This is a genomic window from Candidatus Zixiibacteriota bacterium (genome assembly GCA_021159005.1).
GTDB lineage: Bacteria > Zixibacteria > MSB-5A5 > UBA10806 > 4484-95 > JAGGSN01.
This window is the reverse complement of the sequence record JAGGSN010000076.1, coordinates 1-23155: the sequence shown is the minus strand read 5'-3', so window position 1 is coordinate 23155 and position 23155 is coordinate 1. Positions and strand designations below refer to the sequence as shown.

Sequence of the window (23155 nt, the reverse complement as noted above, 5' to 3'; positions counted from 1 at the left end):
AAGCCTATTCAATAGTTTATGATTTAAAAGTATTAATATTCCTTTTTACCATCCTCATATTGTTAACATATCTATAAAATCCATATTCGTCTATAATAGTTCCCGAATATTTATGATAAAATTCACTTTCGGTGAGATTATGCCCGTTTTTTATAGGTCTTTCATAAAAATGCTCCGATTGCATAAACTCACTGGTTTTTGTTGCTGGAATATTCTTATTAAAAGGGCAGACAAGCTGGCAAATATCACAGCCAAGTATGTGATTGCCAATAAGTTCTGGGTTTTCAAGCCGGCTTTTGGTTTCGATTGTGAGATAGGATATACATTTTGATGCATTTAGCTGGTTAGGCTGTTCCAAAGCGCCTGTCGGGCATGAATCGAGGCATTTACGGCAATCTGCCAACCTGCTGTCGGGCGCGGCGCAGAGGTTCTTTACAGGTTCATCGGGTTCGATTTCGATATTGAGAAAAAGCTCGCCTAAAAACAGGAAGCTGCCAAGGTTTTTATTAATCAGAAGCGTATTCTTGCCGCGCCAGCCCAAACCGGCTTTTTCAGCCCACAGCTTATCGAATGTCGGCGATGTATCAACGGCAATCTTGCCTTTAACATCAGGTTTGATTGTTTTGATATATTCAAGCAATGCTTTCAGCCTGTCTTTAAGAACTTTCTGATATGGCTTGCCGCGCGCATATATGGATATATACGGCTTATCTTTATGGTATCCGGGTTTCTTATAATAGCTCATCGCTACTGAGACTACCGAACGCGCTCCCTCAAGGAAAAGACTGGGGTCGCTTCGCAGGCGGGGTTTTCTGCTCATGTAATCCATATCGCCATGATAGCCCTTGCTTAGCCACTCAAGCAGGTAGTTGTGATTTTCCGGGCTGTACTCGGCTTTGCAGATACCAACGAGGTCGAAACCAAGTTCTTTGGCTTTGGTTTTGATTGATTTTTTAAGCGAGCTATCGTTTTTTGATGACATCGGATTTCCTGTTAATTTTATAGCTTTACCTTAGAATGAATAATATATATATCCGGTTGCAATTCAATCTGTTTTTTAATGAAGCGCCGCATAAGTTCCCGGGCGTCAGGATGTCGTTCCCTCCATCCTGACGCATAACCAAATATATATATCCGGCTGCAATTTAATCTGTTTTTTAATGAAGCGACGCATAAGTTCCCGGGCATCAGGATGTCGTTCCCTCCATCCTGACGCATAACCAAATATATATCCGGCTGCAATTCAATCTGTTTTTTAATGAAGCGCCGCATAAGTTCCCGGGCGTCAGGATGTCGTTCCCTCCATCCTGACGCATAACCAATTGATAATAGATAAACAGCAGCAGGTCGGGTTCCGACCAGAGGGAGAAACCCAACATTTCAGCTAACAAGTGGATTTAAAAATTGGGTGCCCCATCCCCCGCCTCAAGCGGGGGTGGGATAACTTTATATAAGCGCAAATCTAAGGGAAACTCCTGAAAAATATCTATTAAAATGCAAAACTCAAAATAGAATAGTATGAATTAGATGAGTACTCTAAAAACGCCTTTAAATCTTCCGCCGGCAAATTTGTTGTTTTGATAATCCTGTTGAATGTTATGCCAATACTAAATTTCGATGACATATAATGCTTTACAGAGAAACTAAAAGATGATCTATAATCAGTTCGGCCAATGCGGTAGCGGTCTTCGTTTGTAATCTTAATAGTTCTAAAATAGATGATTTTATATGAGCCATTACCGGCAAGTTCAAATTTCTGACTGGCAATGCCCTGCAAATAGAACCTCAAACCTAAAGATAGTAAATTTGAATCGTATGACGTATCGCGCCGAAAATCGACATTATCCGCGCCGGCTCCTTTGGCTGTAATGTAGTTATAGGAACCCCAGACTTTACACAGCTTAGCCGGACGGTAAATCAATTGAATTTCGCCGCTATGGGAGGTAATATCTCGTTCATCAAACAACGGAATAAAATCCTTGCTGGAGTAATAATAGTAAAGATTGCCTCTAAGGCTATTAAACAAAACCGCTGAAAACTTAACCTCCGCGGTGATTTTATCGAACTTGGCTTCCTGATACCCCGCTGTCGAGCTGTAGCTGTTGCGATAGTAATAATCCGGAATATAGCCGAACGATGTTTGCAGATAGACTCCCTTTTTCAGGTATCGTTTGATAAATCCCCCGGCTTTATAATATCTTTTAATATCGTTATCCTGATAGTAATAGTAAGCCCCTCTTATGCCGAAATGCGTGCTGTGTCCGGCAATATTAGTTTTTAAGACCGCTTCAAGTTTAGATATGATAATGAAATCATCTTTCGATTCTATTGCGAACTTATTTTCTGAAGCGCTGGTATCATCCATCTGGTCGAGGTCGGCATCGGAATAGTTGATGATATTATCATCATATCCGGCGCGCAAACTCACATTATAGTTGAAACTATCAGCCCAAACGGAAGGCGCGATACCGACACACAGAACAATTATCACAATTAAGGTCGAGAGGCGGCATCGATTGAGATATTTACTGCTTATTAACATAACTACTTATTCTGTCTCGGCAGAGAAAAACGAACACTGATTGTCTCCGCCGCTGATTCTTTTAATATGAACGTATAAACATGATTTCCTGTCGGCACCTTGAAAATAAATTCGGTCGGCTTGGAGGGCACCACACCGGTATAATCCTGATAAGCCATAATCAGCGACTTGGAGGTCGTTGCCGATAGAGTTTCGATTACCTTGTCATTTTCCATAATTGAAATAGTGTAGCCAATTCTGCCATCCATAGAATTGCTAAAATTAGCCCGACACCGGATAATTATATCTGTGGGACCGGCAACTCTCAGTTTCGCGCCCTCTTCTTTATCCAACAGATAATATGGTGTCTGATTCTTTTTTGAATACAGATGCACCCGACGTTTAAAATCAAGCAGGTGCATATTGCTCTCGACAAGCTTGTCATCGGATAGTTCTGATTTATACAGCCGGATAAAAACAGTATCAATATTTTCCGAAACCAGCCAGAGACGGTAGTTATGGACGCCGGCTGGAATATCGAAACTGATATTGCGATAAGCCGCCGGTAAAAGGTCTGAATTTTTCATATCAGCATCAACGGCTTTGCTCCTGAATTTCTCGGCAGCGACTAAATATTCATCCTCCCAAACCTGCACCTGATATTCAGCCCGCATATCCTCGTTCGACAAACCGGCTCTGTTTCTAATATCAATCTTCGCCGGTCCCTCGACCGCAAACCCCATCGATTGACCATCTACCAAGCAGTAATAGGTGTATGTTCTACCTTTATGGTTATCAAAGGCAACGGATTTGGGTCGTCCAAACGGCATAATTGTATTTTTAGCCGAAATATCCGAAGCAATTATAAAAAGTGCAAGAAATAATACAATGTATAAATATTTAAATCTCATGTTATCCTCATCCAATGTTTTTCCGAACGAAAAGATGCTTATTTCTATAAATATAATATCTAAAATCAACTCTAATAGCCGCCCACAGAACGACGATTAGTATGAGCGTATAGATTATTGTTGTCATAATAGAATATTTTTCCTGGACAAAAACAGGACCCTCGCCGATTTTTGGCTCGGCTGTAATATCGACCGGCAGTTTGTATTTCTCGGCAAAACGAGTAATCTGAAGCAGGTGGATAACCGGTATCAAGCGGTCTGCCAGAATATTTATTGCGCCCACTGCCGGTAATTGCCTTTCATATAGCCTGGCATTGTATCCCGGGGGGATTAAACGTCCGTTTTGTGATGAGCCTACCGCTGCCAAACCGCCGCCAACATTAACAACAGCTTTAAATTCCTCATCGCCTTTTTCCATATCGAAAATCTCGATTCTTGCTTCTATGTTATCCTCAAGCGAACCTAACGGCAGTTCTTCTGATATTGATGATATTAGTCCTGCGCCATTTCTATTAATCGCCTCTTTAAGCAAGTTTCTGCCCTCCGGCGAAATACCGCGGCCATGGTCATTGCCGCCGCCTAATGATGCGGCAACCGACTTGTAAGGCCATAGCCCGCTTTTCACAAACAGGCTTTCCATATCCAGCCAGGTAAGCTTCTCCCGGTTTGCTCCCCATGATGAGGGACCGACAGAGGTTATAATCACCGGCGTCAATTCCATTATCTTACAGGCTGCAAGTACCGCTATGTTCATTCCCGGCAAAGAGCCGGTAAACATTACAGCAATATGGTCTCCGGGCTGCAACTTTGCTCTATGAAACAAATCAATTAAGACAGCGCTGTTATTGGGATTAGTAGAAATCAGCTTATCCCGGATATAACCGCGGTCGGTGGTGATAAGCGATGACAGCGGGCCAATCAAACCAGTCATATTCGGGTCATTTTGGATATCGATAACATAGCCAAGCCGAACCAGCTCATCTTTAATCACGCCCTGAGCCTGCTTAGTTAATTCTGCCGCCGCTATTTTCTGGTCGTAATAAGCCGCCTTGCGAGGCGTTTGAGATTTTTCAGCTAAATAGAAAAGAAAAAGGGAAAATATGGTCAGAAATACTAATAATGCATACGAAGGTTTGCCTACTTTTTGCCTCACAATATCACCTCCCCGCCTGTGAATATCATTAAGAGCATCCTCACTAACACGCCGGCAACAATCATCATGGATATTGTTTGGACAACCCCCTGACGTTCCATCCAGTTGGCAATAAGACCGGGAATGATGTAACCGATAGTTTGAAACTCGACACTCAAGCCTGATGGTGTCATCACAAAAAGTTCCCTGGATGCCCAGCCGAAACAGAAGCCAATAAGTATTATCATAACTGTGCGGCGGCGCCCATATATAAACATGTGATGAGACATCAGCCTGACGGTTAAAAATGTTATTAGCGAGACAACAATAGTGCCGAGAATACGAAGCGGCTGATGAATCATCAAGGCAATATATCCGGGGACAACCATACCGCCGGCAGCCAGCCCCAAAGTTTCAGAAAAAATCAAACTCAGAACAAGTCCCAGGCCGATAGCCTGCATAATTAATGTCGATTCAGGCAACTATCCTCCCTTTATTAATAAAATACTTCACTATCTCATCACCCAGCCCCACAATATTTCCAATTCCAACAACCAGTGATGATTTATCAGTAAAATCGCATATATAATTAAATACCTTATCAGCCGATTGTCCTCCCATATCTTTAATAATCTCAGGAGACAAACCGCTCTTTATGGCTTTTTGCACCAATGGGTATGTATATTCTCCGGATACTACAAAGTAATCCGCTTCCACCTCTCGGGCTATGAACTCGCCAAGCTGTTCGGCTCGCTGAATTCTATCCTGACGTGAATTTACAAGAACTATAAATTGATTCTTATTGCCTTTGTGGAATTCAAACATCTTCCAGATAGCGCGATAGCTATCGGGATCGTTGGCGGCAAAAGCGTTGACAAATTCAATTGTCTTGCCGTGAATATTTATAGAGTATTTGTGCATAGCTCCGGAGTCTGGTTTGATTTGATGCATCCCCTTGAGAGCGGATTGTCTGTCGATATTATAATGTTCGCAAATCGCCAGCGCTAAGGCTACATTGTCTTTATGTTCAAGATAAGAGAAACCTGCTAAATCGTCCACCGTTACTGTTTCCGGATCTACCGAAATAACTTCCGTATTAAGAACCGAGGCGCGTTTATTTATGGTTTCAATAAATCTGTTTTCCGTTGTAAACAGCATTCCATTTCGGGGGATAGTATTGCAAATCGCCTGAGCGACATCCTCAATCCGAGGTCCCATAACATCGAGATGGTCTTCCCTGATATTGGTAATAGCTCCAACCTGAGATCGAATCATCTGGTGTTCGGTTATATACTGAAGACCGGGAAATAGCGCCATGCACTCGACAACAAAATACTCTGCCTTATCGGCAACTGCCTGTCGAGCAATTTTAAGCTGTTCTATAATATTGGCGGAGCCAACACGTCTAATTGGGTACTCTTTGCCGTCAACATCAATAATACGGGGGCTGGTGCCGGTAGTTTTTATGAAAACCTGCTTGCCGCCGCCCTTTAAACCGCCGCCAACTAATCGGGTTACCGATGATTTACCGCGCGTACCATTAATGTGAATGCGATTTGATATTTGATTTATATTATTGCTATGACGACTATATTCATAGAAGCCGTAAGCTGAAAGAACCAATACTAACAAAAAAACGAGCCACATATAAAATCTCTTTCCGGCTCCTCTCTTCCTCAATAGTAATATACATTAATAATACTTTATAGCAAATAATTTTATTTATTGCGGCATTTTTTTTGAAATATTCCCAATACACTACTGTCCGGCCTTTTTCATAGAGTTCTTTAAACAATATTCGACAAGTGAAACCTGCTTGATTCACGACCCATAGAGCAGCAAGATGTTGAGCAACTCCGGCAAACATCGACATTTAGCCTTTTATCAACAGTCTAACCAGCTGTGGCGAGTGGATGCCTTAGTCTTTGAAAAAATGGGTAAATTCCCGGTATATTTTAAACTTGTTTCCGATATTATAATCAGTTAATTCACAAATAGCGATGATAGATATATTAAAAAATATTGCTCTTGCGGAGGATGAACTAATCTTCATATTTTCCCGATGCGGCAAACCGGGCGGGCAGAATGTTAACAAAGTCAACAGCAAGGCGGCTTTGCTGTTTGATGTTTTCAATTCGCCTGGTCTATCGGAATATCAAAAGAAACTTATCTCTAAAAAGCTGAAAACCCGGATTAATAACAAAGGGATATTGAGAGTTGTGTCTCAGAAACATCGAAGCCAGAGCGCTAACCGTGAGGAAGCGATTAAACGTTTTATAGAATTGCTCAGTAATGCGCTTAGGGAAAAACCTCCCCGCAAAAAAACGACAATACCGAAAACGGCAATCAAACATCGTCTCGATGAGAAAAAACATCGCAGCAGATTAAAACAAGAACGCTCGAAAAAAGCGCTATTTGATGAGTAAATCTACGAAAACAACCATGAAAAAAAGCCTGCCAATAATACTAATATTTTTTGCGATTGCCGCAATTATACTTATTCTATTAAAATTCAATCTGCCGATGAATACTTTCTTTTGGAGAGAAATCCATAATTGGGGGCATATACCGCTTTTTGGAATAATGTCTGTGCTTATTCTCAATCTTTCATTTATAATTTTGCGGACGAAAATACAGAAGCGGTATTTGCATTATATTTTTGCCTTTTGCATTACGATTATGTTGGGAGTGATGCTCGAATATCTTCAAATATCAGGTCCGCGTGATGCCGATATCTGGGATGTTGTTCGCGATATAATCGGAGCAATTATATTTCTTGGCGCTTATTTAATCTGCGATGGTAAAATGGCCGGTTTATTTAAGGACAGGAATAAGAAATTTATGATTATTTTAGCCGCAGGCTTGTTAATGCTTATTATCTTTTCGATTTTGCCCGCCGCAATCTGGGGGAGCGCATATCTATATAGAAATTGGAATTTTCCAATTATATGCGGCTTTGAATCGATTCTGGAAAATAAGTTTTTAGAACCTCAGGATGCCAAATTAGAAATAACTGCCCTGCCTGAGGGATGGCAAAACATTAAAGGTGAACAGGCAGGCAGGCTGACTTTCCTGCCGGCAGAATATCCCGGCTTAAATATCAAAGAACCATATCCCGATTGGACAGCATACGGCACTTTCTGCTTTTCCATATATTCTGAATTAGAGAAACCTATTGCTTTGCATATTCGAATCGATGATTTACATTACAATCAGACCTGGGAAGATAGATTCAACTATTCATTTACTGTTTTGCCCGGTTTTAATCAAATTGATATTTCTATTGAGGAAATCCGGCAGGGTTTGGTCAACCGTGAAATGGATATGACAGCAATCGCGGCAGTTTTACTATTTGCTCACAACCCTCCCGATACATTCAGTTTTTATATTGATGATATTATGCTTAAATGAAAGCCGTGTAATTAGGGCTTGCTGAATTATAATTAAATAACTTAATTGTAGAATATAGTTGACGAAGATATTAGGAGAACATATAATTAATTAAAATAGGATAAGTTATGGCAACAGAATCTCGATGGAATCAAGCTCAATCATATGAAAAATCTTTCTGGGAATCCGCCTCCAAAAAAATTGGCAAAGGGGATTCCGGTCAATTATCATGGTATAAATGGCGGGCTGATAATTTATTAAAATTAATAGCAAAAGCTATCCCTGAAAACACGCCATCGTTTAAAACAGCTAAAGTTCTTGAAATAGGCAGCGGGCCAGTTGGCATTACGGCCTTTTTTGGGGCGGCAGAAAAATATGCGATTGATCCGTTATGCGATTTCTATGCCTCTAAACCCGAGTTGGTTAAACTTCGCGGCAAGGATGTTGTCTATAAGAACGAAAAGGGCGAGAACTTGCCATTCGAAAACGCTTATTTCGACCTTATAATTATTGAAAATGTTATCGATCATGTTCAAAATGCCGACGGCGTTATGAAAGAGATGAGCCGTTTGCTAAAACCCAATTCAATATTATATCTAACCGTAAATCTTCACCCATTATGGGGAGCGACGCTGCATGAAATTGTATCGAGATTACGAATCGATAAAGGTCATCCTCATACATTTACTATCCCCAAAATACGCCGGTTTCTATCCCATTACGGGTTTAAAATCACTTATGAGGAATGGGAAAACTATAAAGACTGCCGAGCAAATGATTTGAAATCAGATTCAAGAAAAGGTAAACTCAAAGGAATTTCGGGTTTAAGCGAATTTTTATTTACAAGCATCTCGACAAAATCTATCTAAGATAAATTGCTTGATTAATATGCTTCATTATAAAGCGGCGTTTGCGGACACCAGCATGGCGGCGGATTATTACTTAGGAAATATCTTGCGAGATAAATTATATCAGACCCTATAAATTCGCAATTGCCATTAGCATCGCCAGCCGCATATAGCCAGGTACCGGTTGAATCGTTATGGCAGCTATCAGGAGGGGGAGTTCCGGTACCGTTAAAATAACGCACGCCATAGGTAATATCGCTGCCTAATAATCTTTTATCGCCATTAATATCGCCCGGAACATAATGCGGGTTAATCAATACCGGCTCTTCATCGGCGGTCAAAACCACCAAACCGTAATTACTAACTTCCTGCCACTGTTCCTGTTCGCCGGAGGGATATATTGAAGCAGCGGCGCAGAAATTGTTTTCATTATCATAAAAATAGTATAATAGGTTGCCTTTATGATATGCCCAGATAGTATAACCATCGCTTAAAATAAAATTATAATATCCGCCTGCTGTAGTATAGACTAAATCAGTTAGCGCATTAATAATTCCGGATGCGGCATTCCAGTCATTATTCTCTATGCGTTTGAGAAGATATAAAAAATACAACTCGGAATCAATTACCAGCGATGAATCGGCAGGGTCGCACTCGGGTATATCGGAACCGTTAAGAGGGTTTTCATCAAGGTATTCATCGCCAATTAAATCATATAGTAAAGCTTCATCGACACGACCGTTATGCGCGAATACCCAATTTCTGTTGTTTTTACATCTTCGGAAAGGATGCGGGTTAGGAATAGATTCACAGCCATGACAGCAGCAGCCGGAAGTGCAATTCCTTATATGCGCCAGGATAATATTTGGCTTCAGGGAATCGATGCGAGCAACCGTAAAGTCATAATTAGGATCATCAAATGCTCGCATAGCTCCTCTATCAATATATAATGAATCTCCAAAACAGGGATAATAAGCGATGCCCCAGCCATCAATATTGATATTCATCGAAAGATTTTTCAGCGATCTTGGATAGGCGATAAGCTGATTGTAAATTACGCTGTCTGTTATACTGTCTGATATGACAGCCCATAATCTGCAGTTATGTTCAAAGCCGCTATAATCGAGAGCCGGACTCATTTGAGCTTGGCAGTCGGGCAATGATTCGGCATTAATATTTGAATTCGCCAAAGGATATGCAACGAGAAATACTGCCCCGATTAGCTTTATATAATGAAAAAGCCGCAACATCGAATCATAATACGTATGCGCATGCAGCATACGTCCATTATCTGCCAAACAGTATTTGGCAATTAAATCAAACAAACCCCTCTTGTTACCAAGCGCTGCCTGGCAACAAAAGGGCATATCCGCCTAAGCCGGGCACCCCGACAGCTTACTCATTCACGAAAGCTAAAAACCTCATCGCGTACTTTTCAAATAGCGAAAATAATCCGAATCGGTTGTTAATATCAGCCAGGTATCCTCATCAATTGATTGGGGGTATGTATCCATGGCTTTCAAAAATGCATAGAATTCGGTATCCTTTCTATATGCATCGGCGTAAATTTTCGTCGATTTACCATCAGCCCTGCCCTTGATTTCTTCCGCTGTTTTGTATGCTGCTGATGTAATCTGAAGGAGGTCTAGTTCCTTGTCTCCGAGTATCCTCGAGCGTTCGCCCTGTCCCTCCGAGCGGTATTGTTCCGCAATTCGTTCGCGTTCGGCAATCATTCTTGAAAATACTTTCTCCCGGACGCTCTGGACATAATTAATATGCTTAATCCTGACATCAACAAGCTCAATTCCATATTGGGGCGTCATCTCAGATGCTTTCAGAAGGATATCGCGGGTAAGTTTTTCTCTACCCATTTCAATATTTAGTATCTCACGCTCAATTTCTTCGCCTTCAGATTGCACTAATGGCTGATTAGAATTTCTTACCGCTTCAATGAGAAGATTCTCGGTTATATAATCGCGAACCGCCGCATCAATTACATTATCCAATCTGGTCTGCGCTCTATACTCATCACCAACCGATTGATAAAACTTCAGCGGGTCGATAATCCGCCATCTTGCATAAGTATCTACTAAGATGAATTTTTTATCCTTAGTAGGAATCTGGGTTGCCCGACCATCCCATTCCAGAAGCCGTTTTTCAAAAGAGTTTACCTGTTGTATTAACGGAGTTTTCATATGCAGTCCCGGCTTTTTAACCACGCGCACCGGATTGCCGAATTGGGTAATTACAACCTGCTCGCGCTGGTCTACCGTATAAAACACGCCTGAAATAATTATAAGGACTAATAATATCAGGCCTCCTGTGATAATCAATTTAAAGTTCGGCATTATTTACCTCCCTTTCCTGTTAAATCAGATTGCCCTAATGGTAAAAGCCTGAGTATGCCGTTCTCGTCTTCATCAATAATATATTTCTGTTTTATTTTGGGAAGTATCTTGGCCATCGTCTCCATGTAAATTCGTTTTCGCGTTACATTCTTAGCTTTAGCGTACTGCTTCCATAAAGAAAGAAATCTGGCGGCATCTCCCTCGGCTTTGTTGACTCTATCAATAGCGTATCCCTCCGCTTCCTTGATAGTTCTTTCAGCATCGCCGCGGGCTTTAGGGATGATAGTATTGTATTCCTTCATGGCTTCATTTATCATCTGCTCTTTTTCCTGTTTGGCTTCATTTACAGAGTTAAACGCCGGTTTTACCTCATCCGGAGGCGTTACATCCTGAAGCTTAACCGTTACAATCTGAATGCCTGCCTCGTAGCTATCCAGTATCTTCTGCATCTCCAAAGCGGCATCTTCGCCCACCTGGATACGTTCAATAGTTAAGACGCCGTCCACGCTTCTATCTCCAACAATCTGACGCATGGCAGCTTCTGAAATATCCCGAATAGTTTCCTCAACATGATGCACATTAAAGAGATACGCTTTCGGGTCTTTTATCTTATACTGGACGATCCAATCAACCACGACAACATTAAGATCGCCGGTTAACATAAGAGATTCGTTCAATAATGAACGCCCGCTGCGGACTGTTCTAACCCCGGGTTTGGCGGTTCTAAAACCAAATTCCTGGCTTAGTATTCGGGTTACCGGCACTTTTGTTACTTTCTCGATACCGAACGGCAGTTTCATATGCAAGCCGGGCTTCGTTGTTCTGTTATACTTGCCGAACTGCTGAATTAATCCTACCGATTCGGTGCCCACCGAATAAAAAGTTGATGCGAGCAAGGCAATAACTATAATTGCCCCTATCGCCAGAAGGATAGGTTTCCTCATTTTCTGTCGAGGAATACGCTTCAGATAATCCTCAACGCTATCGCTTTCAAAATCCAATTCTTACCTCCTTTAAAATTAAATATTGATTTCAGCATCCTATGATTTAAGTTAGGATATAAATTATGAGTTTACAAGCAATATTTAAGATGTTTGAGCAATTTAGTATAGATCTAAATAGACAGTTAGCCTGCATCTAAACCAAAATTTCATAACGTTTTTCATTGAAAGATTTATCCCGGCGGAGTATATTCGTAAGAAGCGGCATAATATTATATGATTTGCCGGAAATACCGCTGCCCTGAGGAAATTGCAATCACGGCAAATCTATAACCGCTTCAATAAGTTGCGAATGAGGGAATTCTATGCCCGGTTTAAAGCTCAATCTAAGCAATCAGCTTGAAATTCTCGTCGATAAACTTGGCGAGATGATTGCCTCCAATCCGCTCGACTCGCCTATGGCTGAAGAAACCATTGTTGTCCAGAGCAAAGGCATGCAGCGCTGGGTATCGTTAGAGCTTGCCCGAAAACTCGGTATATTTTCTAATTGCCGGTTTCCTTTTCCAAGAGCTTTTGTAAACGTAGTCTTTCAAGAGTTTATCGAGGATATCCCCGATGAAAAACCCTTTACTTCTAATTTCATGACCTGGAAAATCATGAAATGTCTTCCGGAACTTTTGGATTTACCGGAATTTAAAAGCTTGAAATCATATCTCGATGATGACGATGATGGTTTGAAGTTATTTCAGCTTTCTAACCGCATAGCCGATACATTCGACCAATATTTGATTTTTCGACCGCAAATGATTCTCGGCTGGGCTAAGCCAAACACTAACCACTGGCAGGCTATACTATGGCGGAATATTGTTGGCGATAAAGAGATATCACATCAGGCAGCCTTCCGAGAGTTGTTTTTAAAAGCAGCACGAGGAAAATCTCATGAAATTAAAAATCTGCCAAAAAGGATTTCTGTTTTTGGCATATCCGCCTTGCCGCCATTTTATATGGAAATATTCGCCGAATTATCCGCTCTCATCGAGGTAAACATGTTTTTAATGAATCCCTGCCGTGAATACTGGGCTGATATTGTATCCGACCGGGAAATCGATAGAATCACAAAGAAAAAGCAGACGCTCAAAGCTGATGATTTACATCTTGAGGAGGGCAATTCGTTATTAGCCTCGATGGGAGCTTTAGGCCGGGAGTTCTTTTCGTTAGTAAACGATTTTGACCTTGAAGAATATAAGCACTTTATCGATACCGGCAGGAACAACATGCTAACCGCAATTCAATCGGATATACTAAACCTTCGAGGATGTGATAAATCAGATAAAACCATGATACCCGAAAATGATTGCTCGATTCAGATTCATTCCTGTCACAGCCCAATGCGGGAAATCGAGGTCCTTTATGACAACCTTCTGGCAATGTTCGAGGCTGACAGCAATCTAACCCCCACGGATATACTTGTTATGACTCCTGATATTGAATTATATGCGCCTTTCATTCAAACCGTATTCGGCAAATCATCAAGCGCTCATAAGAAAATCCCTTTCAGTATTGCCGACCGAAGCTTCGATAAGGAAAATCCTGTAATCGATACGTTCCTGGCGATTCTTGAACTTACCGGCGGCAGGTATGGCGCGGCCAAGGTTCTCGATCTGCTTGATTCGCCTTATGTATATCGTAAGTTCGAGCTTGATATGGAAGATATCGAATACATCCATCACTGGGTTAAGCATACCCGAATATGCTGGGGAATCGATGAGCATGACCGTAAACGATTCGGACCATCAGCCTATCCCGAAAATACCTGGCAGGCAGGTATTGAAAGGCTTCTGCTGGGTTATGCTATGACGGGCAATGATGTGCGTATGTTTAATGATATTCTTCCTTATGATGAAATTGAGGGCAATAAAACATCCGCATTGGGGAAATTTATCGAATTTACAAATCAGCTCTTTTCATATATCGGCTCGCTTGAAAAACCCAAGACCCTGAGCGGCTGGGCAAAAATCCTTAATCTGCTTATTGATAAATTTATCTTAACAGATGATGACAATGAACGCGAAATGCAGGTAATCCGTCAAACGCTGAATGAGTTAATCGAATTCGAAAAGGTGTCGGGTTATGATAATAAAATCAGCTTAGACATCATTAAGTCATATCTTAAAAGCGAACTGGAAAAGGAAAGCTCGGCTTTTGGCTTCATTGCCGGTTCGGTTACATTCTGCGCTATTCTGCCGATGCGAAGCATTCCATTTAAGGTAATATGCATTGTCGGCTTAAATAGCGATGCTTTTCCCAGACAGGTAAAACCTATAAGTTTTGATCTTATTACCCAAAATCCTCAGCCCGGCGACAGGTCAAAAAGAAATGATGACCGCTATTTATTCTTGGAGGCAATTCTTTCGGCAAGGCAAAACCTTTATTTAAGCTATATAGGGCAAAGCATAGAGGACAACAGCGTAATACCGCCCTCGGTAGTAGTTAGCGAACTGCAGGACTATATCGAGAATAATTGCGAGCTGCCAAACAGAAATATCCTTGAGCATATATTGACGAAACATCGCCTGCAGGCTTTCAACCCTGAGTATTTTCGCGGTGAGGGAAAACTGTTTTGCTATTCGGATGAAAACTGTCAGGCAAGCCGGATGCTCACCGGTAGTCGTCAGACGCCTGATTTTTTTATCTCAAACGGTTTGCCCGAACCGGATGATGAATTCAGAACAATAAAGATTGACCAGCTTTGCGGCTTTTTTAATAATCCCTCACGATTTATACTTCAAAAACGCCTGGGGATAAAACTCGAACAAAGCGGGGCAATTTTGGAGGAGAGGGAACCCATATCAATTAATTATCTGGATAAATATAATATTAAAACCGAGCTTCTAAAGAAGCAGCTTGCCGGTGAAAATCTCTCAAACACATTCAAAGTTGTTAAAGCAAGAGGTGCTCTCCCTCATGGTGTTCCCGGTGAATGTTCATACAATGAACTAACAGCTGATGTTCTATCTATTGTTAACAAACTCGACAGGTATCCGCATAAGGATAAACTTGACCCGATAGATGTAGATATCGATATTGACGGCTTCAACATTGCCGGCCGGATTGATGATATTTATCCGGATAGTTTAATTCAATACCGGGCGGCAAAGGTTAAGGCTAAGGATAGATTAAGAATCTGGATTTATCATCTTTTGCTTAACCATCTAAGTCTTGAAAATTATCCTTGCGAAAGTATTTACATAGGCAGCGATATTGGCTTTAAATATAAACCCGCGGCTGATGCCGAGTCGCATCTTCGAAAGCTTCTGAATATTTATTGGAATGGCTTAGTCAAACCGGCAGTCTTTTTCCCGGAGTCATCATTTAGCTGTGCTGAAAAACTCAGTAAAGGAGAATCAGACGGCATTTCAATAACCAACGCCCAAAAGGCATGGGAAAATAGTGAGTATCATAAAGGCGAGAGTGAGGATTTATATTTCCGGAGATGCTTTGGTACAGAGGCGCCGTTTGATGACGAGTTCATGGAAACCGCCTTGGCAATATATCAGCCATTATTAGACCACCAGGATAAGGTTAAACATTAGATGCGGGAATTTGATTTAATAAACGTTCCCTTAAGAGGCGCAAATCTTATCGAGGCAAGCGCAGGCACAGGCAAAACCTACGCCATTTCCGGGCTGTTCATAAGGCTTATCCTTGAGCAGAATTTGTCTGTAAACGAGATTCTGGCAGTAACATTCACTAAAGCCGCCGCCGAGGAACTACGCGGCCGGATTCGGGAGAAGATTAAGGATGCTATTAAGGCATTCAATGCGGACAGCGACAGCGGCAGCGACCCAACGCTTAAAGCTATAGCCCAAAAATGTGTCGACCGCCCGAAGGCTGTCAAACAGCTTGAAAGCGCGCTTCGCAATTTTGATGAGGCGGCTATTTTCACTATTCATGGTTTTTGCCAGAGGATTCTTCATGAAAACGCTTTCGAGTGCAGCTGTCCTTTCGATACGGAATTAGCAGGCGACCAGAACGAACTTAAGCAGGAAGTAATTGATGATTTCTGGCGAGAACATTTTTATAGCGCTTCCGGTTTGTTTGTCAATTATGCGAAAAAGGATGGCTTCGAACCTGATAAGCTGCTGTATCGGATAGGCAGGTATATTGACAAGCCAACTCTTACAATTATCCCCAAAGCTGAATTTATTGATACCGAACGATTGGAAAAAGATTTCCGTAACGCTTTCTCAGGAGTATTACAGGAATGGAAATCAAATAGAGGCGACATCGAATCATTTTTAAATGACAAAAATATACTAAAAAACTATCGGGAAGAATGGGTTAAAAAGTGGTTAGTTCAATTAGATGATTATTTAAACTCTAATGGGACTAAATCCCTATTTGATAAATTTGATAAATTCACTATCACTAATATTAATGATTCATTAAAGAAAAATTGTAACCCTCCAAATCAACCATTTTTCCAATTATGCGATGATTTGCTGAATGCTAATAATAAACTACAAGAAGCATATAATAAAAAGCTAATCGCCCTTAAAATAAAATTATTTGATTATTTGAATAGAGAGCTTGCCTTACGCAAAAAAAAGCAAAACATCCAGCATTATGATGACCTTCTAACTAAGCTTTATAATGCTTTGCAGGGCAATGAGGGCGGCCGACTTTCAAAAGCGATACGTAAAAAATATAAAGCCGCCTTAATCGATGAGTTTCAGGATACCGACCCAATCCAGTATTATATTTTTAGTAATGTGTTCGGCGCCGATAATAATATCCTGTTTCTTATCGGCGACCCCAAGCAGGCTATATACGGCTTTCGCGGCGCTGATATATTCGCCTACCTGCAAGCGGTGAAAGATGCCGACACAAAATATACTTTATTGAATAACTGGCGCGCCGAGCCTGATTTGATTAAAGCGGCTAATGCAGTCTTTTCCAATATCGATAATCCTTTCTTATACTCGGAAATCTCTTTCAACCCGGCATCAGCGGCAGTTAAGGAAAAACAGGAAGAACTAAAGATAAGCGGCAAATCCGAACCGCCATTACAGCTATGGTATATCAAAAAGGAATCCTTAGATACAACAGCAAATAGAAAACATTCTAATATATTAAAACCGCAGGCGCAAAAACTCATCTCCCGAGCTATCGCCGGTGAAATCTCAAGGCTTCTGAGTTTAGCGGCGGAAAATAGCGTTGCCATAGACAACAAACCGCTTAAAGCCAGCGATATTGCAGTGCTTGTTCGAACAAATAGAGAGGCTTTGATTGTCAGCGATGCCTTAAACGAGGCGAACATCCCGAACGTTCTCTACACCGAGGCAAATATATTTGACTCCTTTGAAGCCATCGAATTGGAAAGGGTTATTAATGCAGTAGTTCAGCCCAGCAACGAAAGGCTGTTAAGAACAGCTCTGTCAACCGACATGATGGGGTTAAGCGGAGAGCGGCTGTATGATTTATCAAAAGATGATTCGGACTGGGAATCACGGCTAATCAGATTTCGAGAATATCACGAGCGGTGGAACAGATATGGATTTTTCAGAATGATAGGGGAACTCATCGACAATGAAAATATTCGCAGCCGCTTGCTGGTTTTCCCCGATGGCGAACGGCGCTTGACTAATCTTTTACATCTGGCTGAAATACTAAACAGATGGTCGTTTGAAAAAAAGGCAGGCATGAACGGACTGGCAAAATGGTTTTCCGAACAAATAGGTCCCGGCAGAAAATCACTTGATGAGCACCAGATTCGCTTGGAAAGCGATGATAACGCCGTTAAGATTGCTACCACTCATAAAAGCAAAGGCTTAGAATATCCGGTAGTATTCTGTCCATTTACCTGGAGCGATTTTAAAAATGCTAAAATGAAGGAATTTATCTTTCATGATGCGAAGAATAACTACAATCAAACTCTTGATCTCGGTTCTTCTGATTCGGAGATAAATGCCGCTATCGCCAAGACCGAAATACTGGCTGAGAATCTTCGGCTTTTGTATGTGGCGCTTACGCGAGCTAAAAACCGCTGTTATATAGTCTGGGGAAATTTCAACGAAGCGGAATATTCGGCAATGGCTTATTTCCTTCTAAACCCGCAGATAAATAATGCTGATGATTTAATCGCTGAATTAAAAAATAGCTATAACGATATTAACGATGAATTCATTATCAGCCGGCTGGAGGATATCAGCGCTGATGCGGGCAATACTATTGCAGTAAAGGCTATGCCGAAATCTCCGCCTGAAAAATATATTAGCCCCTCGAAAGGATTAGATAGTTTGACCTGCCGAAAGTTTTCCGGCACGATTGCCCAAAATTGGAGGATAGCCAGCTTCTCATATCTTGTTTCGGGTTCGCCAAGGATATCGGAACTGCCCGACCATGATTCATTGACCCGGCAATTCAACCGGGATGCGGATATTGTAATTGATAAAGACCGATCGGATATTTTCGCTTTCCCCAAAGGAGCTAAGGCGGGCACATTTATTCATGAGATATTCGAGCAATATGATTTCGCCAGCCATAATCCTGATGTTTTGAAAGAACTGATACAAAACAAACTTGATAAATATGGTTTTGAAAAGTCATGGAATGATACTATTTATAGAATGATTAATAGAGTAATCTCAGCGCCGCTGGGTTCCGAAAATAATACTTTCAACCTTTCGCAGATTAACAATAGCGACCGATTGAACGAGCTGGAATTCTATTTCCCCTTGAAGCTAATCTCTATCGATACTCTGCCAAGGATTTTCGCAAAACATAATATCCGGCGACATCATAGCGATTTCCCCAGCGCAATCGATAAACTGCGGTTTTCTCCGGTTAAGGGTTTCATGAAAGGCTTTATAGACCTTGTGTTTGTTTATAATAACCGCTATTACTTAGTTGACTGGAAATCAAATCACCTTGGCAGCAGCATAGATGATTACAATCAAGATAAACTTATGCAGGCTATGAATAACCATTATTATCTATTGCAGTATCATATTTATGCAATTGCGTTGAATAAATATCTTTCCTTGCGGGTACCTGATTATAACTATAAAAAGCATTTCGGCGGAGTATATTATCTTTTCATAAGAGGCATTAACGAATCCTCAGGCAGCGGCATCTTCTATGACTTGCCGTCGGAGGATTTAATAAGCGAACTGTCCGACAGTTTGTTTGTCAAAGGCAATCATTAAAGCAGATGAGTATCGAGCAGATAAATAAAATTAAGACAAGCGGCTTGTTTTCGGAAATTGATATCCATTTCGCTAAGTTTATTTCCGAACTCTCAGGCGGCGGTCATCCGAGTGTTGCTCTGGCGGCGGCTATGATTAGCAGCCATACGCAAAACAAGCATATCTGCCTCGACTTAACTATGGCGGCAGGCAAACATATCGCCAATCAGGGCAACCTGCCGGAACCGATTATCTGTCCCGGCTTGCCTGAATGGCTTGCCGAATTAAAAAGCAGTCCCGTCGTTGGCAAACCAGGTGATTTTAAGCCGCTTATCCTCGATAATAAAGCGCGCTTATATCTTTATCGTTATCACAACTATGAAACGAAATTTGCCTTAGCCTTAGAAAGGCGCGCGGAGGAAACAAATGCCAATACAAATATTCAGCTTTTACAAGATGGCTTAAACCGCCTCTTTCCACAGACCGATAAAGATATAATTAACTGGCAAAAAGCCGCCTCATTAACAGCGGTTATGAAAAAGCTATGCGTGATAACCGGCGGTCCGGGAACCGGAAAAACCTCGACCGTAGTGGGAATCATGTCGCTTTTGCTGGAACAGGATAATACCGCCAGAATCGCCCTTACTGCGCCAACCGGCAAAGCCTGCGCCCGCATGCAGGAATCAATTATTGAGATAATGCAATTATTGAAATGTTCTGATACAATAAAAAAACTGCTGCCGGCAAAAACCTCGACTGTTCATCGGCTTCTTGGCGCTATTCCCAACTCGCCCTATTTCCGATATAACGAGCATAACCAGCTTCCCTATGACGCCGTAATAATCGATGAAGCCTCGATGGTTGATTTAGCTTTGATGTCCAAACTTGTTGACGCCATTCCTTCAACGGCTCGATTGATTATACTTGGCGATAAAGACCAACTGGCATCGGTCGAGGCCGGCTCGGTGTTTGGCGATATCTGCGGCAAAAGCGATTCCTTTGAGCATTCTAAAAATTTCTATCGAATGTATGAAAATGTTACTGGAGATAAAATTAAGATAACTCCATCTAATAAGAATACGCCCGCTATTTCAGATTGTCTTATCTGCCTGCAAAAAAATTACCGATTTGGTTCAGACAGCGGAATCGGCATTGTCAGCCAATACATTAATTATGGCGACGCCGACAGCGCCATTGATACCATCGAGAATGAACGATATGATGATATTGAACTGTTGGGTTTGCCGCATCCGGATGATATTTTAGCGGCTATAGAAAGCGCTGCCTTGCGAGGATATAAAGATTACCTTAAAGAACAGGAGCCGATAAAAGCGTTGGCGTTGTTCAATCGGTTCAGGGTATTATGTGCTATTAGGAAAGGACCCTATGGAATAAATTCCCTAAACCGATATATCGAGAAAATACTAACCGCCAAAAAACTTATTAAGCCGGATTCGGAATGGTATATAGGCCGTCCGGTGATGGTTGCTAAAAATGATTATGCCTTAAAATTATTCAACGGCGATATCGGAATTATTCTTCCTGATAGAGAAAAAAACAATGAACGCCGCGCTTTCTTCTTGGATGAGACCGGCAAATTACGGAATATTTCCCCAATCCGGCTGCCTCAGCATGAGACAGTTTACGCGATGACAGTCCACAAAAGCCAAGGTTCGGAATTCGATGAGGTTCTGTTAATCCTGCCGGATAAGGAATCTCCGGTGGTTGCCAGAGAATTGCTTTATACTGCGATAACACGATCGAAAAAGAAGGCTGTGGTCTGGTCTCCCGAAAGCATATTTCGCGCCGGCGTCTCACATCGAACTAAAAGAACATCAGGCTTAGCCGATTTGCTCTGGCAATAATTTACTCTTTAATTAATAAGACTCTACGCCGCCAGTACTTTTTGTGTTTCCTCGCTGCCTATCTAAACAAAACCGCTATTTAAGCAGAGTCATCATCTTCGATTCTCTATAATCATCAATCTGCAGGCTATAAATATAAATACCGCTGGCAAGAGCGGAGGCATTCACCGACGTTTTGTACAACCCCGCAGGAAGGTCCTCATCAAAAAGGCTGGCAGCCTCGCGGCCGAGCAAATCATAAACCTTAAGCGATACATGCCGGTTAGTATTAATCGAAAATGAAATCGTCGTAGTCTCATTAAAAGGATTCGGATAGTTCTGGTAGAGCGAATACTCATTGGCAGCAATAAACTCGATATCTCTATCGATAGCGGTTTGATCGGAAGCATACTTAGCCAGCAAAATATCGCACTCTCTGGCATTGAATGATTGCGTGCTGCCGCCGACAATATAGCCGCCGTCATAACACTGATAGCCAAAACAGCCTTGGTCATATCCCGCGCCGCCTATAACGTCGGTCCAGAGTGTATCGCCTAAGCTGTCTGTCCTTATAACATAAATGTCCATCCAACCGCCGAATGAGTATGTGTAGCCGGTCAGAAGATAACCGCCATCGGAGGTTAGCGAAATCGAGCGGCCAACATCCATTTCATTACCGCCGTAAGTTCTGTAAAATTCCTGTTCGCCGCTTGAATCAACTTTCACTAAGTAAAAATCATGTCCCTCAACATTAAATGAAAGAGTCCAGCCAAGAAAAATATAGCCGCCGTCGGAAGCTTCAATTATGGCACCGCCCGCATCCGACCAAGAGCCGCCATAGGTTCGAGTCCAAAGCGAGTCGCCATCGGCATCAAGTTTTATCAGGTAGGCATTAGTGGGATAATAACCCCAGTAGCCGGTTCCGCCTATCGCGGCATAACAGCCGTCAGTTGTCTCAATAATCGACATCGCTTTATCGCAAAAGATATAGCCAAATGTTTTAGTCCAGAGAGTGTCGCCCTCAGAATCGGTTTTAACTATATAAACATCATCCTCGCCCGCCCCGAAGGAGTTTGTCCAACCGGTCATTATATAGCCGCCATCCGATGTTTGACATACGCTAAGGGCGTCCTCGTCGAATTCGCCGCCGATTGTGCTTTCCCAGATAATTCTGCCAGCCGTGTCAATTTTAAGCAGATAAATATCGCTGTCCTCCCCGCCGGAAGATGTCGTCCCGCCTGCGATAATATAGCCGCCATCCGAGGTCTCATCAACCGAGTTAGCCCAATTATCGCCAGACCCGCCGTAAATTTTCTCCCAATCAACTACTCCGTAAGAATCGGTTCTTACAACATATAATTCGCTATTGCTGTCTGGGTGAGCATAGGTATAACCGACTATTACATGTCCGCCATCCGATGTCTGAACAGCTGAATATGCGGCATCAACATTAGGTCCGCCTATCAATCGCATCCATAAAGTATCAGGAGCCTGACTTAGAACAGCTTGAGGAAACAACCAGCATAATATTATCAATGATTTAGTTAATACTTTAATAAATCGGCAATTCATTTTATAATTTCCTATCAATTAAGAGTTCATCTTTAAATAGATGAACAAATCAACTGCTTATATCGTATTGATAAATATAGCATCATTTATTTTTATAACAAATAATATTTTTGTTATGTCGATATAATTTCTTTAAAATAATCATCTCAATTGTTTAGGCAGGTCGTAGCGAAACGTGACCTGCCGATTTTCTTTGCAAGTAAAAGGTGATAGTTCATCCGCCTTAGGCGGACTGCGAACTGACACAACATAAAACATCACTACTGTCCGGCCTTTTCAATAGAATTCTCCAATTAATACACAAGAAATGAAGCTTGCTTAAGCCATAACATATAAAACAATAAGCCGCTATAATATCTTTATAAACACCCGTGTTCTGTTTTTTGCTTCATAGATATTTCCGGATTAGATTTCAGAAGTCGACTTTGATTCGATGATTATCCATTTATGTCATTCCCCCG

At 41.6% G+C, this 23155-nt stretch carries 16 protein-coding genes; 6 read left to right on the top strand and 10 right to left on the bottom strand.

Features of this window, described 5'->3' with window-relative positions:
- Positions 1-16 precede the first annotated feature (16 nt).
- The 6 genes from queG to pgsB form a co-directional block, all read right to left on the bottom strand.
- Positions 17-982: a tRNA epoxyqueuosine(34) reductase QueG gene (gene queG, locus J7K40_04790; GenBank protein MCD6161713.1), complete on the bottom strand. Its 966-nt coding sequence runs from the start codon at positions 980-982 to the stop codon at positions 17-19.
- Between the two features lie 507 nt (positions 983-1489).
- Positions 1490-2542 carry a hypothetical protein gene (locus J7K40_04785; GenBank protein ID MCD6161712.1) on the bottom strand — a complete coding sequence of 351 codons (1053 nt, stop codon included), beginning with the start codon at positions 2540-2542 and terminating at the stop codon, positions 1490-1492.
- Between the two features lie 2 nt (positions 2543-2544).
- Positions 2545-3432, bottom strand: coding sequence for a hypothetical protein (locus tag J7K40_04780; GenBank protein ID MCD6161711.1), 888 nt, complete (start codon positions 3430-3432; stop codon positions 2545-2547).
- A gap of 7 nt (positions 3433-3439) precedes the next feature.
- Positions 3440-4585, bottom strand: a complete 1146-nt coding sequence (pgsW, locus tag J7K40_04775) for a poly-gamma-glutamate system protein (protein MCD6161710.1) — start codon at positions 4583-4585, stop codon at positions 3440-3442.
- Positions 4582-5025, bottom strand: a complete 444-nt coding sequence (gene pgsC, locus J7K40_04770; protein MCD6161709.1) for a poly-gamma-glutamate biosynthesis protein PgsC — start codon at positions 5023-5025, stop codon at positions 4582-4584. The genes pgsW and pgsC overlap by 4 nt, the downstream gene beginning before the upstream one ends.
- A 13-nt stretch (positions 5026-5038) precedes the next feature.
- The gene (gene pgsB, locus J7K40_04765) at positions 5039-6211 is read right to left on the bottom strand and encodes a poly-gamma-glutamate synthase PgsB (GenBank protein ID MCD6161708.1); all 1173 of its coding nucleotides are present in this window, start codon (positions 6209-6211) and stop codon (positions 5039-5041) included.
- Positions 6212-6564: 353 nt separating this feature from the next.
- Here pgsB and arfB point away from each other — a divergent pair, with 353 nt between their 5' ends.
- The 3 genes from arfB to J7K40_04750 all read left to right on the top strand — a co-directional run bounded on the left by arfB (position 6565) and on the right by J7K40_04750 (position 8823).
- Positions 6565-6990, top strand: a complete 426-nt coding sequence (gene arfB / locus J7K40_04760; GenBank protein ID MCD6161707.1) for an aminoacyl-tRNA hydrolase — start codon at positions 6565-6567, stop codon at positions 6988-6990.
- The gene (locus tag J7K40_04755) at positions 6983-7975 is read left to right on the top strand and encodes a VanZ family protein (protein MCD6161706.1); all 993 of its coding nucleotides are present in this window, start codon (positions 6983-6985) and stop codon (positions 7973-7975) included. The genes arfB and J7K40_04755 overlap by 8 nt, the downstream gene beginning before the upstream one ends.
- Before the next feature lie 107 nt (positions 7976-8082).
- Entirely contained in the window at positions 8083-8823 is a 741-nt protein-coding gene (locus J7K40_04750) for a class I SAM-dependent methyltransferase (protein ID MCD6161705.1), read from the top strand.
- Between the two features lie 14 nt (positions 8824-8837).
- Here the strand turns inward: J7K40_04750 and J7K40_04745 are convergent, their stop codons facing one another.
- The 3 genes from J7K40_04745 to hflK all read right to left on the bottom strand — a co-directional run bounded on the left by J7K40_04745 (position 8838) and on the right by hflK (position 12094).
- Positions 8838-10127 (bottom strand): class II glutamine amidotransferase, encoded by a 1290-nt coding sequence (locus tag J7K40_04745; GenBank protein MCD6161704.1) that lies wholly within the window; start codon positions 10125-10127, stop codon positions 8838-8840.
- 96 nt (positions 10128-10223) lie between these two features.
- Positions 10224-11150, bottom strand: coding sequence for a protease modulator HflC (gene hflC / locus J7K40_04740; GenBank protein MCD6161703.1), 927 nt, complete (start codon positions 11148-11150; stop codon positions 10224-10226).
- Positions 11150-12094: an FtsH protease activity modulator HflK gene (gene hflK / locus J7K40_04735; GenBank protein ID MCD6161702.1), complete on the bottom strand. Its 945-nt coding sequence runs from the start codon at positions 12092-12094 to the stop codon at positions 11150-11152. The genes hflC and hflK overlap by 1 nt, the downstream gene beginning before the upstream one ends.
- 362 nt (positions 12095-12456) lie before the next feature.
- Here hflK and recC point away from each other — a divergent pair, with 362 nt between their 5' ends.
- From recC to recD, 3 genes are read left to right on the top strand one after another with little or no spacing between them, the layout of a single operon-like run.
- Positions 12457-15684, top strand: a complete 3228-nt coding sequence (recC, locus tag J7K40_04730) for an exodeoxyribonuclease V subunit gamma (GenBank protein MCD6161701.1) — start codon at positions 12457-12459, stop codon at positions 15682-15684.
- Positions 15685-19299: an exodeoxyribonuclease V subunit beta gene (gene recB, locus J7K40_04725; protein ID MCD6161700.1), complete on the top strand. Its 3615-nt coding sequence runs from the start codon at positions 15685-15687 to the stop codon at positions 19297-19299.
- Positions 19300-19304: 5 nt separating this feature from the next.
- Positions 19305-21143: an exodeoxyribonuclease V subunit alpha gene (gene recD, locus J7K40_04720; protein ID MCD6161699.1), complete on the top strand. Its 1839-nt coding sequence runs from the start codon at positions 19305-19307 to the stop codon at positions 21141-21143.
- Positions 21144-21218: 75 nt separating this feature from the next.
- Here the strand turns inward: recD and J7K40_04715 are convergent, their stop codons facing one another.
- A complete protein-coding gene (locus J7K40_04715; GenBank protein MCD6161698.1) occupies positions 21219-22694 on the bottom strand; it encodes a T9SS type A sorting domain-containing protein in 1476 nt (491 codons plus the stop codon).
- Positions 22695-23155: the final 461 nt, after the last annotated feature.